This window comes from Variovorax sp. PAMC28562, assembly GCF_014303735.1.
Taxonomy (GTDB): Bacteria; Pseudomonadota; Gammaproteobacteria; order Burkholderiales; family Burkholderiaceae_C; genus Variovorax.
The window spans coordinates 4,000,116-4,013,201 of record NZ_CP060296.1 but is presented as its reverse complement, the minus strand read 5'-3'; the positions used below and the strand labels follow the sequence as shown (position 1 = coordinate 4,013,201).

Sequence of the window (13,086 nt, the reverse complement as noted above, 5' to 3'; positions counted from 1 at the left end):
GGGGCCGGTGGCCGCCACGGAAATCAGGTGGTGCCGTCCGGCACGAACACGTAGCCGACGCCCCAGACGGTCTGGATATAGCGCGGCGCCGCGGCGTCGGATTCGACCAGCTTGCGCAGGCGTGAAATCTGCACGTCGAGGCTGCGGTCGAAGGGTTCGAACTCGCGGCCGCGTGCCAGCTGCGCGAGCTTTTCGCGCGACAGCGGCTGGCGCGGATGGCGCACGAGCGCCTTCAACATCGCGAATTCACCGGTGGTGAGAGACAGCTCCTCGCCGTCTTTCTTCAACGTCCGCGAACCGAGGTCGAAACTGAACGGGCCGAAGTTCACGGTTTCGTTGTCGGTCGACGGCGCCCCTGGCGCCTCGAGTGGCGGACGGCGGCGCAGCACCGCATGCACCCGTGCCAGCAATTCGCGCGGGTTGAAAGGCTTGCCGAGGTAGTCGTCGGCACCGACCTCGAGACCGACGATACGGTCGACGTCTTCGCCCTTGGCCGTCAGCATGATGATGGGCGTGCGGTCGTTGGCGGCACGCAGGCGGCGGCACACCGAAAGGCCGTCTTCGCCGGGCATCATCAGGTCGAGCACGATCAGATCGACCGTGTCGCGCAGCAGGATGCGGTTCAGCGCCTTGCCGTCTTCGGCCACGATGACTTCGAAGCCCTCTTGCGTCAGGTAGCGACGCAGCAGGTCGCGGATGCGGGCGTCGTCGTCGACGATCACGATCTTGTCGGTGCGAGCAGGGTTTTGATTCATTTCTACAACACTGAATTTGTAACAGAGCCGATTCTGAATGCGTTAGCAGGCCATTGAGCCGGTTTTCACAGTGCTTTGACACTAAGTTACAAAACTTGCGGACGCACGCGGTCCAGACGTTTGCGCGTTGCACGCCGGTGGCACAGTGCCACCATCTTGCCGTTTCGCCACATCATCTTTCTACGTCAGACGCTGCCTTTGGTCGTTGCTTCGCTGTGCGTGCCCGTGCTGCTCTTGGTGCCTGCAGTCGCCGCGCAAGACGGGCCGACGCTGGCGCGTCAACAGCGCCGCAGCGAGCTGCGCACTGCAGTGGACGCGCATCGTGCTTCGCAACGCGAGGAAGTGCGGCGCGAGGAAGCCACCGCCGGCCGTCGCCTGACGGCTGCAGAACTTGCGGAGTTGCGTGACCAAGTGCGGCAACAATGGGCAGCGCGGACCGACCTGATCCGATCTGCGGAATCGCAACCTGTCGAGCGTATGGTCAGCGCTCCGGAGTCGCGTGCCGTACAGATCCCGGCGCCGCGTTTTCAGCGGCCCTGACCCCTGATCCCGGCGCCGAAATGCGACGCACGCGAGCTATGCCGCGCGCCGGCTTGCTCCCTCTCTCTTTTAAAAATGGAAGTCCCTTGTTTTGAACGCTATTAAATTGACAGTGGCATGCGCCGTTCTTTCCGCGGCTGCCACGGGCTTCGCTCAGACCACGACCTCGGCGCCGCCGCAGAACGTACTGCAGTTGTCGGCCAACGGCACGGTCGAAGTCCAGCAAGACTTGCTCAGCATGGCGCTCGTCACCTCGCGAGACAACGCCGACGCGGCAATCGTGCAGACGCAGTTGAAGACCGCCGTCGACGCCGCCCTGACCGAGGCGCGCAAGGCCGCGCAGCCTGGCCAACTCGACGTGCGCACCGGCAACTTCAGCCTGTCGCCACGCTACACGCGAGACGGCAAGATCAGCGGTTGGCAGGGTTCGGCCGAACTGATCCTCGAAGGGCGCGACTTTCCGCGCATAACGCAGACGGCCGGCCGCATCACGACGCTGAGCGTCGGCAATGTCGGCTTCGGTTTGAGTCGTGAGCAACGAACCAAGGTCGAGGCGGAGGCGCAAACGCTCGCCATCGACAACTTCAAACAGAAGGCCGGCGAGCTTGCCAAGGACTTCGGTTTCGCTGGCTACAGCTTGCGCGAGGTGTCGGTCAACGCCAACCAGGCCAGCCCGATGCGTCCGCGCATGATGGCGATGGAAGCCAAGTCGATGGCGTCCGATTCGGCCGTTCCTGTCGAGGCTGGCAAGACCAGCGTGGTGGTCAACGTGTCGGGCTCGGTACAACTGAAGTAGTCGGGGCTTTTCGAATGTCCATGGATGGTCTGCTCCGCAAGGGCCGTTCACCGGATGACTTACGATGCGCTGAGACAATTGTTTGCATTCCCGAAGCCCGCTTTCATGACCGAACCGACCCTGCATCATGTGGCTTGCCACGACGCCTCCGGCGGTCACCGCATGGCTTACTGGCAGTGGGGCGATCCGCGCAGCGCGCATGTGGTGTTGTGCGTCCATGGGCTCACTCGCCAGGGTCGCGATTTCGATGCTTTGACTCTTTCGCTATTGGCGCGGGCCGGCAGCGATCTTCGGGTGGTGTGCCCTGACATCGTCGGACGCGGCGAAAGCGACTGGCTCGCCAATCCGGATGGCTACCAGCTGCCGCAATACGCAGCCGACGTCATTGCGCTGATTTCGCAGCTGCATTCGGAGCAAGCGATCGGAACGCTCGACTATGTCGGCACCAGCATGGGCGGTTTGATCGGCATCGCGCTCGCCGGCAGCCCGGGCGTCCCCTTGCCATTGCCAATCCGTCGGTTGGTCCTCAACGACGTCGGCCCGACGCTCGATCCCGCGGCGCTCAAGCGCATCGGCGCTTATATTGGGCATGGCGGGACATATGAAACCCTCGATTCAGCGGCCGACGCACTCTGGGCGCTGTCGAGCACCTTCGGTCCGCACTCTTCGGCGCAGTGGCTGGAACTGTCGCGGCACATGGTGGTTCCTGCCGCGTCGCGCACCGAGGCCGGAGACGCCAAGGTTGCAGGCGGTGGCGATGTCGGCCCCTACGTGCTTCACTACGACCCGGCGATCGCACTGCCTCTGCGTGCAATGAGCATTGAGGCCGCCACGCAAGGCGAGACGGTGCTGTGGGCGTTGTACGACGCCATCAGCGCCACGACTTTGCTTACGCGTGGGGCGCAGTCGGATTTGCTTGGGCGTGAAACGGCCTCTGCCATGACCGCACGGGGCCCGCACGCGCGCCTCGTGGAATTCACCGGTGTCGGTCATGCGCCGACATTCGTGGCGGCGGATCAGATTGCCGCCGTTGCGTCGTTCCTGATCGACTGACAGGTCGGTCGTCCTCCTTTTTACTTTTGTCCGCTGGTCTTTCCTGTGTCTGTGTCCATGCCTGAGCATCTCGTCGTCGACTACCCACTGTCTGCCGCCACGGCTGATCGCGCGCCTGTCATCGACCAGATGCTGTCGCGTGCGCGAGCGTTCGCCGAACCGTTGATTGCGGACGAGACACTGGACACCGGCGAGAACACGCTGGCGCATGCCGATGCCGTGGCCAAGATCGTGGCGCACATGGGCGGTTCGGAGGCGATGCAGGCGGCGAGCTATCTGGTCTATTCGTGCCAGCACCTGAACCGCCCGCAAGAGGTGATCGCCAAGGTCTTCGGCGACAACTTCGCGGCGCTGGCCGTCGAGACGACCAAGCTGGTTCATGTGCAAAAGCAGGCGCGTTCTGCCACGGCCAGCACGCAAGCGTCCGATGGCCTCGGCTCGCAGACCGAGAACGTCCGCAAAATGCTGCTGGCGTTTTCTCGCGACCTGCGTGTCGTGATGTTGCGACTTGCCTCGCGGCTGCAGACTTTGCGGCATGCGGCCGCCTGCAAAGTGCCGGTGGCCGAGAACGTGGCGCGCGAGTCGCTGCAGGTCTTTGCGCCGCTGGCCAACCGACTCGGTATCTGGCAAGTCAAGTGGGAGATCGAGGATCTTTCCTTCCGATTCCTCGAGCCGGAAACGTACAAGCTCATCGCCCGCTTGCTCGATGAAAAGCGCATCGAGCGCGAAGGCTATGTCGAGCAACTGCGCTCGACGCTCGAGCAGGAGCTGAACGAACAAGGCGTGCAGGCCAAGGTTCAGGGGCGGCCGAAGAACATCTACAGCATCGTCAAGAAAATGCGCGGCAAGTCGCTCGACTTCGCGCAGGTTTTCGACATCCTTGCGCTGCGCGTGGTGGTGCCCGACGTCAAGGACTGCTATGCGGCGCTGGCATGGGTGCACTCGCACTTTCAGCCGATCGACGAAGAGTTCGACGACTACATCGCGCGCCCCAAGCCGAATGGGTATCAGTCGCTGCATACCGTGGTGCGGGCGGTCGTCGATGGGCAGGCCAGCAAGCCGATCGAGATCCAGATACGCACCGAAGAAATGCACGACCATGCCGAGCACGGCGTGGCCGCACACTGGGCCTACAAAGAGGCCGGCCACAAAGGTTATGCGGGGGTTTGGGCGAGCGGCGAATACGACGCCAAGATCGCTGTGCTGCGTCAATTGCTGGCGTGGGAACGGGATCTGTCGGGCGGTTCACAAGGCCAGGGGCTGTTCGACGATCGCATCTATGTGCTGACGCCGGATGCGGCCATCGTCGAATTGCCACAGGGCGCGACCGCAGTCGACTTTGCTTACACGGTGCACACGAGTCTCGGCCACCGTTGCCGCGGCGCGCGCATCGACGGCGCGATCGTTCCGCTGAACACGCCGCTGCAAAACGGCCAGACGGTCGAGATCGTCGCGGCGAAAGAAGGTGGCCCGTCGCGCGATTGGCTCAACGGCGAACTCGGCTATCTGGCGAGCCACCGCGCACGCGCGAAGGTGCGTGCGTGGTTCAACGCGCAGATTACGCACGAAACGGTGGCGCGCGGTCGCGAGGCAGTCGAAAAGGTACTGCAGCGCGAAGGCAAGACGTCGATCAAGCTCGACGACTTGGCATCGCAGCTCGGCTTCAAGTCCGCCGACAACCTTTTCGAGGTGGTCGGCAAGGACGAGTTCTCGTTGCGCAACATCGAAATGTTGTTGCGTCCGACAGAGCCCGCGCCGGGTGCGGATGACGGCGCGCTGATTCGCAAGTCGCGCGGCAGCGAGAAGTCGGCCAAGGGCGGCGTGTTGGTGGTCGGCGTTTCATCGCTCATGACGCAGCTTGCCAAGTGCTGCAAACCGGCGCCGCCCGACGTGATTGGTGGGTTTGTCACGCGCGGCCACGGCGTGAGCATCCATCGCGCGGACTGCAGCAACTTTCGTCAAATGGCGAGCCGCAATGCAGAGCGCGTCATCGATGTGGCGTGGGGCGCGTCCAAGCCTGAGGACGGCGCCGTGTATGCGGTCGACGTGGCGGTTGAGGCATCGGACCGGCAGGGCTTGCTGCGCGATATTTCAGAAGTGCTCACGCGCGAAAAGATGAACGTCATCGGCGTGCTGACTCAGTCGATCAAGGGAACGGCGTGGATGACGTTCACTGTCGAGATCACCGATGCGGCGCGGCTGGCGCATGTTTTGAAGGTCGTTGCTGGAGTTGCTGGTGTGCGTTCTGCACGTCGGCGCTGAATAGCTCGATTTCTCGGGCTATAATCGCGTTCTCGGATGCATCCTTAGGCGCGTAGCTCAGCTGGTTAGAGCACCACCTTGACATGGTGGGGGTCGTTGGTTCGAGTCCAATCGCGCCTACCAATTTCCCGTTTTCAGATCACAGTTCCGGCATCACTGTTCAATTCAGGCCGGTCCAGCACTGTGGATCGTTGCGCAATTCGCCTCGTCGATCCGCTCGGCTCAGGTTTTTTGCAGCAAGCGGGTCAACTCTCACCACCGACCGCGGTATTTTGGACATACTACGTAACCAGATGTCCTCGACCACCACAGTTCCGACTTCCGCTTCGTCGCACACCGCGATCGAGTCCGCACTCGAAGAGATGCGGCTTGCCGCATTGCTGCGCCAGGCGCCACTCGAGTTCGCGCGCGTCGTCTATGGGCTGAACGACCGTGCCAATGGCCGTGCCGGCACCATGGCGGCCGAAGAGGTTGCGCGTACGGTGCGCCAAGGCTCACCGGTGACGCGAGAGCGTGCCGAGCAGCGGGCCCGGGCTTACCTGCCCGTCGCGGGGCAGGAGCATTGCCCGCGCTGCTGGATCTTCAACGGTATCAAGAGTCCGCTTCACTACCGTGAGCCGACCGACACGCGCCCTGAATCCGCTGCATGCAAGGTCTGCGGCGCTGAATACGCCACCGCGCTGGACTGACGCAACAGCCTCGACGCGCAGCACGGGTGCCGGTCAGGGTAAACCTTGGCGCGACGCTGCGAACCCGCTCCCTAGAATGCCTTCGACGCGACGGCGCGAACACATGAAGGAGTTCCCAGTGCAGAGCAAGAAGTCCGGTAGCAAGCCGGGACAACGCGTCATCAAAAAGTACCCGAATCGAAGGCTCTACGACACGGAAACCTCCACCTACATCACGTTGACCGACATCAAGCAACTCGTGATGCAGAGCGCGCCTTTCGTGGTGCGGGATGCCAAGTCCGGCGACGACCTGACGCGCAGCATCCTGCTGCAGGTCATTCTCGAAGAAGAAGCGGGTGGCGCACCGATGTTTACCGAGCAGGTGCTGTCCAGTCTCATCCGGTTCTACGGGCAGACCATGCAAAGCTACATGGGCCCGTATCTGGAAAAGAACATCCAGGCCATGACCGAGGTGCAAGCCCAACTCTCCGAGAAAGCCGAAAGTTTGTCGCCGGAGATGTGGTCGCACTTTATGACGACGCAGTCCCCGATGTTGCAAGGCCTGATGGGCAACTACGTCGAGCAATCGAAGAACGTCTTTCTGCAGATGCAGGAGCAGATGCAGAAGAACACGGAGCAGGTGCTCGGCGCGTTCGGTCTGAAGCGCCCCTGAAAGCGGTATTGCCCGACGATAGCTGGGACAATACGGGGATATGAGCGAAGTTGTTTCCCCCGAACGAACGGCCCCTGTGGTCGCCGCCCCTAAAGTCGGCTTTGTCAGCCTTGGCTGCCCCAAAGCACTGACCGATTCAGAGCTGATCCTTACGCGCCTCAGTGCCGAGGGCTATCAAACCTCCAAAACATTCGAAGGCGCCGATCTGGTGATCGTCAACACCTGCGGCTTCATCGACGATGCCGTCAGAGAAAGTCTCGACGCCATCGGGGACGCGCTGGCTGCAAACGGCCGCGTGATCGTGACCGGATGCCTCGGCGCAAAGACCGGCGAGCTTGGCGGCAACCTCGTGCGCCAGATGCATCCGAGCGTGCTCGCCGTCACCGGCCCCCATGCGACGCAGGAGGTCATGGATGCGGTGCATCTGAACTTGCCCAAGCCGCACGATCCGTTCATCGATCTCGTGCCGGGCGCTTTCGGCATCGCCGGGCTCAAGCTCACGCCGCGCCACTACGCGTACCTGAAGATCAGCGAAGGCTGCAATCATCGTTGCACCTTCTGCATCATCCCGTCGATGCGCGGTGACCTCGTGTCACGACCCGTCGGCGACGTGCTGAGCGAAGCCAAAGCTTTGTTTGAAGGCGGCGTGAAGGAGCTGCTGGTCATCAGCCAGGACACCTCGGCCTATGGTGTCGACGTCAAGTACCGCACCGGTTTTTGGGACGGCAAGCCGGTCAAGACGCGCATGCTCGATTTGGTGAAGACGCTCGGCGAAATCGCAGAGCCTTACGGCGCATGGGTTCGATTGCATTACGTGTATCCATACCCTAGCGTTGACGAAATTATTCCGTTGATGGCGAGCGGGCAGGTATTGCCGTACCTCGATGTGCCGCTTCAACACAGCCATCCGGATGTGCTCAAGCGCATGAAGCGGCCGGCCAGCGGCGAGAAGAATCTGGAGCGCATCGCAAGGTGGCGCGAAGGCTGTCCTGAACTGGTTATCCGGAGTACGTTCATTGCCGGCTTTCCGGGCGAGACAGAAGCCGAGTTCGAGCATTTGCTGGACTTCATTCGAGAAGCGCAGATCGATCGGGCCGGTTGTTTTGCCTACAGTTCGGTCGAGGGCGCGACTGCCAACGACATCCCCGGGATGTTGCCCATCGAAGAGCGCGAAGCCCGTCGTGGCCGCTTCATGGAAGTGGCCGAAGCGGTTTCGATCGAGAAGCTGAAAAAGCGCATTGGCGCCGCGATGCAAGTGCTTGTGGATTCAGCGCCGGGTCTGGGCCGAAAGGGCGGTGTGGGCCGGAGTTATGCCGACGCGCCCGAGATCGATGGCACTGTTCGGTTGCTGCCGCCAGAGAAGATCAGCAAGACCATGAAGGTGGGTGAATTCACCCGCGCTCGCATCGTCGGCGCCGAAGGCCACGACCTGATCGCGCTGCCGATTTGATGGCGCACGCGCATTTCGATCAGGCGACAAAAAAGCCACCGGAGACCGGTGGCTTGATTCGTATAAACCTTGAATGGTTTTATTTAAACTTGGTGCCCAGGAAGGGACTCGAACCCCCACGATGTTACTCGCTAGTACCTGAAACTAGTGCGTCTACCAATTCCGCCACCTGGGCCCACATGCTGCACAAGTGCAACGTGTTTTGAATTTCAGGAAAGAGAGAGATTGTATCAAAAATAATGGCCATCCCAGCGGCTTGCTGGATGAGATCGAAGGCTCGGTTCAAGGGCATCGCGATGGGCACGGCTTCGTACAACGCGACGATGGTGAAGCCGACATTTACTTGCCGCCCAATGAGATGCGTGCGGTACTGCACAAAGACCGCGTCAAGGCGCGCGTGGTGCGACAAGACCGTCGCGGCAGGCCTGAAGGCCGTGTCGTAGAGATCGTCGAGCGCCCCGAGCAACCCATCATCGGCCGGCTGTTGCATGAGGGCGGCATCTGGCTTGTCGCTCCCGAAGACAAGCGCTACGGGCAAGACGTGCTGATTCCGAAAGGCGCTACCGGCACCGCCAAGGTCGGCCAAGTCGTGGTGGTGCAGCTCACCGAGCCGCCTGCACTGTTCGGTCAGCCGGTCGGTCGCGTCAAAGAGGTATTGGGCGAGATCGACGATCCCGGAATGGAAATCGAAATCGCGGTGCGCAAGTACGGTGTGCCGCATGAGTTCTCGGAGGCGTGTCTGGCCGAAGCCAGAGCATTGCCCGACGCGGTGCGCCCCGCCGACAAGAAGGGGCGCATCGACCTGACCGACGTGCCGCTTGTCACCATCGACGGCGAGGACGCGCGCGACTTCGACGATGCCGTGTACTGCGAGCCGGCCAAGGTCGGACGTGGCAAGGGCTGGCGATTGCTCGTTGCCATTGCCGATGTGAGCTCGTACGTGCAGACCGGCTCGGGCATCGACATCGACGCGTACGACCGCGCCACCAGCGTCTATTTTCCTCGCCGTGTCATTCCGATGCTGCCGGAAAAGTTGAGCAACGGCTTGTGCTCGCTCAACCCCGAAGTCGAGCGCCTGTGCATGGTGTGCGACATGCTGGTTGCAGCCGACGGTGAGATCTACGCGTACCAGTTCTACCCGGCCGTGATGTTCAGTCATGCGCGCTTCACGTACACCGAAGTCGCGGCGATTCTGGTCAACACGCGTGGCCCTGAAGCGGCCAAGCGGAAAGACCGCGTGAAGGACTTGCTGAACCTGTCCGACGTGTACAAGGCACTGCTGAAGCAACGCGGCAAGCGTGGCGCGGTCGACTTCGAAACCACCGAGACGCAGATCATTTGCGACGACGCCGGGCGCATCGAAAAGATCGTCCCGCGTACGCGCAACGAGGCGCACCGGTTGATCGAAGAAGCCATGCTCGCGGCCAACGTATGCAGCGCCGACTTCATCGCCGAAGGCAAGCACCCCGGTCTCTATCGTGTGCACGAAGGCCCGACGCCCGAGAAGAAGGAAATCCTTCGGGGCTACCTGAAAGCAATGGGCGTCGGCTTGTCGATCACCGATGATCCAAAGCCCGGCGAGTTCCAGGCGATCGCGTTAGCGACGAAGGAGCGGCCCGACGCGCAGCAGATATCCACGATGTTGTTGCGCTCGATGCAGCAAGCGATCTACACGCCGATCAACAGCGGTCACTTCGGTTTGGCTTACGAGGCTTACACGCACTTCACCAGCCCGATTCGCCGTTACCCTGATCTGCTTGTTCACCGCGTCATCAAGGCGATTCTCAACAAGCAGAAGTACACGCTGCCGATGTTGCCGACGCCTGGCGAGGCGCATGCCAAGCTCGCAAAGCGGCTGGCATCGCGCGTCAAGGCGCCGACCACCAAGCCCGAGAAGGCTGCCGTTGCGCCCACCAAGGAAGTCCAGGCCTGGCAGGCCGCCGGCTTGCATTGCAGTGCCAACGAGCGCCGTGCCGACGAAGCCAGCCGCGACGTCGAGGCGTGGCTCAAGTGCAAGTACATGCGCGAGCATCTCGGTGAAGAATATGGTGGCGTCGTCAGTTCGGCGACGACCTTCGGCATCTTCGTCACGCTCGACGCGATGTACGTCGAAGGGCTGGTGCACATCACCGAACTGGGTGGCGAGTACTTCAAGTTCGACGAGATGCGGCAGGAACTTCGTGGCGAACGCACCGGTATGCGGTATGCGATCGGCACGCGTGTTCGTGTGCAGGTGAGTCGCGTCGATCTGGATGGTCGCAAGATCGATTTCCGGCTGGTGCGCGAAGGCGAAGACCTCACCTCGCGCGCTATGAAGGACAAGGGCGTGTCGTCGAACGGCGCACCCGTCAAGGCTTCGGCGAAGCGCGGGTCGCGGCACAAGTCTGAAGCCGTTGCCGAGCGCGGACACGATCGAGTCATTGCTGCTGCAAGTGCAGGCGGCAACGTAGCGATGGCAGCGGCGGCGCCGCAATCGGCCATGCAGGCTTTCAAGTCGGCCGTGAAGAACGCCGCAAACAAGATGAAGGGGCGCAAGCCGCGCCGTTGATTTCATCTTCGAACGAGTTTCACTTTGAACACCAGGAGAAAACAGACATGAGCGTCGAGAACAAGGGCCGCGTCGCGGTTGTCACGGGTGCCGGTTCCGGCATCGGCCGTGCGGCGGCACTCGCATTGCTGGGCGATGGGTGGAATGTCGTTCTCGCTGGCCGCCGGCTCGAGCCACTCGAAGCTGTGGCCGAAGAATCGGGCGCTGGTGTACGCGTGCTTGCCGTGCCGACCGATGTGGCACGTCCCGAGTCGGTCCAGGCATTGTTCGCTGCCGCTGTCGATCGCTTTGGCCGTGTCGACTTGCTGTTCAACAACGCTGGCGTCGGTAACCCCGCAGGTCCGTTTGAAGATTGGACCGAAGCGCAATGGAAGGGCGTCGTCGACATCAACCTGAGCGGCATGTTCTATTGCATCCAGCAGGCGTTTCGCACGATGAAGGCGCAGACGCCGCGCGGTGGTCGCATCATCAACAATGGTTCGATCTCGGCAACGACGCCGCGCCCGAATTCGATCGCTTATACGGCGACCAAGCACGCGGTTAAGGGGCTGACCAAGACAGCGTCCCTCGATGGCCGCAAGTACGACATCGCCGTGGGGCAGGTCGATGTCGGCAACGCCATGACCGAGCTCGCTTCACGCATGGCCAAGGGCGTGCCGCAGGCCAATGGCGAAATGGGCATCGAGCCATTGATCGACGTGAAGATCGTCGGTCAGTCGGTGTTGTACATGGCGAACCTGCCGCTTGAGGCCAACGTCTTGTTCCACACGATCATGGCAACCAAGATGCCATTTGTGGGGCGCGGCTGACCTGAAGCAGGGCTGGAGTTAATCCGGTCGTTGGCGGGCCAAGCCGCCAGCCGTAAGCGGCCGGTCTTCGGGCCAACGGTCGGCGAGGGCACCGTGCCGCCACACCGTTTCGCGCGCTGCGTCTATTGCCGATCGTCCACCGGCCAACGCTGCACCCACCATTCCGGCCAGCACGTCACCGGTGCCTGCAGTGGCCAGGCGCGCATTACCGGTGAGGTTGATGACCGGTGCGGTAGTGCCTGCGGCAATGACCGAGCCTGACCCTTTCAGCACCACGACACCGAAACGCGCGGCCAAACTTCGGGCAGCGGCAAGGCGGTCCGATTGCACTTCAGTCACCGATGCTTCGAGCAGGCGTGCTGCTTCGAGCGGATGTGGCGTCAACACCGTAGCGCGACCGCGTCGCACGCGCGCTTCGAGCAATTGCTGCAAGCTCATGTCGAGGGCGATCGCGTTCAGGGCGTCGGCGTCGAGCACCAGTGCTTTTGCCGTCGAGATGACGCGCGGCAGCAGGGCGCGTACTGCGTTTCCGCCGCCGCAGCCGCAGACCACGGTAAGCGCGGACAGGTCGAGCGGCTCGACCTTGCGCAACATCAACTCGGGTTGTTGGGTGTCGACCGCCGCGGCATGCGGATCGAGCAAGCCGACAAGCACGCGCCCGGCGCCGGCGTGAAGGGCAGCAGACGCCGCGAGTAGCGCTGCGCCCACCATTCCGGGCGCGCCACCGATCACGGCGACGTCGCCGTAGCTGCCTTTGTGCGACGCATGCGCCCGCTGGGTTATCAGGGGTTTGCCTGCCAGCTTTGCAGTCGATGTTTCGACCGCGGTAGCGCATCCCAAGTCGTCGAACCAGACTTCGCCAGCGGCGTCGCGGCCTTGCGCGGTAAAAAGGCCGGGCTTCAACGTCAGAAGGCTCAGGCAGTAGCGTGTGGCGGCAGTCGTTGTTTTGTTGTTCGGCTGTGGGTCGTCGGAGAACGCATTAGCGCCATCAACGGCGTTCGCGGAATTCGCCACAAGCACGCCAGTGTCGGCATTCAGGCCCGACGGCACGTCGATGCTCAACAGCGGCGCTTCGGCCGCGCGCATAAGCTGCAGCCAATCCGCCATCTTGCCTTCAGGCGCGCGTGTCGAGCCGATGCCGAGCAGGGCGTCGATCGCGAGGTCATGTCGTGCGGGTGGCTCGTGGACGATGACGACGCCTGCGTCGCGGGCCCGCCGCAGAGATGCCATTGCGTCCGCGGGCAAACGCGCTGCATCGCCACAAAAAGTGACTACGGGCGCGAAGCCGCGACGCTGCAACTCGCACGCAGCTTCGAAGCCGTCACCACCGTTGTTTCCCGGACCGCAGGCGATCCAGATGGTGCGGGCGTGCGGCGTGATCGCCATCGCAAGCCGCGCGGTCGCCATGCCGGCGCGCTGCATGAGCGTGTGCGCAGGAAGGCCGGCGGCATGTGCAATTTCGATGCGGCGCGTGGCCGCGATGTCGAATAGATCGCAAATCGTTTCGGATGTGATGCGTTGCATGACGCTCG

The 13,086-nt window shown here is 62.5% G+C and carries 11 protein-coding genes and 2 tRNA genes; 10 read left to right on the top strand and 3 right to left on the bottom strand.

What is annotated here, in order from left to right; translation table 11 throughout:
• Positions 1 to 23: 23 nt before the first annotated feature.
• Positions 24 to 755, bottom strand: a complete 732-nt coding sequence (gene ompR, locus H7F36_RS18855; RefSeq protein ID WP_068632698.1) for a two-component system response regulator OmpR — start codon at positions 753 to 755, stop codon at positions 24 to 26.
• Between the two features lie 156 nt (positions 756 to 911).
• On the opposite strand from ompR, the gene H7F36_RS18850 reads away from it, so the two are divergent.
• The 8 genes from H7F36_RS18850 (at position 912) to rimO (ending at position 8,197) form a co-directional block, all read left to right on the top strand.
• The gene (locus H7F36_RS18850; protein WP_187052220.1) at positions 912 to 1,295 is read left to right on the top strand and encodes a hypothetical protein; all 384 of its coding nucleotides are present in this window, start codon (positions 912 to 914) and stop codon (positions 1,293 to 1,295) included.
• Between the two features lie 106 nt (positions 1,296 to 1,401).
• Positions 1,402 to 2,091, top strand: a complete 690-nt coding sequence (locus H7F36_RS18845) for an SIMPL domain-containing protein (RefSeq protein ID WP_410003090.1) — start codon at positions 1,402 to 1,404, stop codon at positions 2,089 to 2,091.
• A 105-nt stretch (positions 2,092 to 2,196) separates the two neighbouring features.
• Positions 2,197 to 3,144, top strand: a complete 948-nt coding sequence (locus H7F36_RS18840; RefSeq protein ID WP_187052218.1) for an alpha/beta fold hydrolase — start codon at positions 2,197 to 2,199, stop codon at positions 3,142 to 3,144.
• Positions 3,145 to 3,201: 57 nt separating this feature from the next.
• Positions 3,202 to 5,406, top strand: coding sequence for a RelA/SpoT family protein (locus tag H7F36_RS18835; RefSeq protein WP_187052217.1), 2,205 nt, complete (start codon positions 3,202 to 3,204; stop codon positions 5,404 to 5,406).
• Positions 5,407 to 5,452: 46 nt separating this feature from the next.
• Positions 5,453 to 5,529, top strand: a tRNA-Val gene (locus tag H7F36_RS18830).
• A 170-nt stretch (positions 5,530 to 5,699) separates the two neighbouring features.
• A complete protein-coding gene (locus H7F36_RS18825) occupies positions 5,700 to 6,095 on the top strand; it encodes a hypothetical protein (RefSeq protein WP_261802388.1) in 396 nt (131 codons plus the stop codon).
• Positions 6,096 to 6,198: 103 nt separating this feature from the next.
• The gene (gene phaR, locus H7F36_RS18820; RefSeq protein ID WP_261802387.1) at positions 6,199 to 6,747 is read left to right on the top strand and encodes a polyhydroxyalkanoate synthesis repressor PhaR; all 549 of its coding nucleotides are present in this window, start codon (positions 6,199 to 6,201) and stop codon (positions 6,745 to 6,747) included.
• 40 nt (positions 6,748 to 6,787) lie between these two features.
• Positions 6,788 to 8,197, top strand: coding sequence for a 30S ribosomal protein S12 methylthiotransferase RimO (gene rimO, locus H7F36_RS18815; RefSeq protein WP_187052215.1), 1,410 nt, complete (start codon positions 6,788 to 6,790; stop codon positions 8,195 to 8,197).
• Between the two features lie 90 nt (positions 8,198 to 8,287).
• On the opposite strand, the gene H7F36_RS18810 is transcribed toward rimO, so the two are convergent.
• Positions 8,288 to 8,372, bottom strand: a tRNA-Leu gene (locus H7F36_RS18810).
• An 81-nt stretch (positions 8,373 to 8,453) separates the two neighbouring features.
• Here H7F36_RS18810 and rnr point away from each other — a divergent pair.
• A complete protein-coding gene (gene rnr / locus H7F36_RS18805; RefSeq protein ID WP_261802386.1) occupies positions 8,454 to 10,745 on the top strand; it encodes a ribonuclease R in 2,292 nt (763 codons plus the stop codon).
• Positions 10,746 to 10,792: 47 nt separating this feature from the next.
• On the top strand, positions 10,793 to 11,554 hold the full coding sequence (locus tag H7F36_RS18800; protein WP_187052214.1) for an SDR family oxidoreductase: 762 nt from the start codon (positions 10,793 to 10,795) through the stop codon (positions 11,552 to 11,554).
• Positions 11,555 to 11,572: 18 nt separating this feature from the next.
• Here H7F36_RS18800 and H7F36_RS18795 read toward each other — a convergent pair whose 3' ends face one another.
• The gene (locus tag H7F36_RS18795) at positions 11,573 to 13,078 is read right to left on the bottom strand and encodes an NAD(P)H-hydrate dehydratase (protein ID WP_187052213.1); all 1,506 of its coding nucleotides are present in this window, start codon (positions 13,076 to 13,078) and stop codon (positions 11,573 to 11,575) included.
• Positions 13,079 to 13,086 lie beyond the last annotated feature (8 nt).

Bases quoted from the DNA above. Each gene is read 5' to 3' on its own strand.
- ompR (WP_068632698.1), bottom strand. From the start codon at position 755: ATGAATCAAAACCCTGCTCGCACCGACAAGATCGTGATCGTCGACGAC.
- H7F36_RS18800 (WP_187052214.1), top strand. From the start codon at position 10,793: ATGAGCGTCGAGAACAAGGGCCGCGTCGCGGTTGTCACGGGTGCCGGT.
- H7F36_RS18835 (WP_187052217.1), top strand. From the start codon at position 3,202: ATGCCTGAGCATCTCGTCGTCGACTACCCACTGTCTGCCGCCACGGCT.
- phaR (WP_261802387.1), top strand. From the start codon at position 6,199: ATGAAGGAGTTCCCAGTGCAGAGCAAGAAGTCCGGTAGCAAGCCGGGA.
- rimO (WP_187052215.1), top strand. From the start codon at position 6,788: ATGAGCGAAGTTGTTTCCCCCGAACGAACGGCCCCTGTGGTCGCCGCC.
- H7F36_RS18795 (WP_187052213.1), bottom strand. From the start codon at position 13,078: ATGCAACGCATCACATCCGAAACGATTTGCGATCTATTCGACATCGCG.
- H7F36_RS18840 (WP_187052218.1), top strand. From the start codon at position 2,197: ATGACCGAACCGACCCTGCATCATGTGGCTTGCCACGACGCCTCCGGC.
- H7F36_RS18825 (WP_261802388.1), top strand. From the start codon at position 5,700: ATGTCCTCGACCACCACAGTTCCGACTTCCGCTTCGTCGCACACCGCG.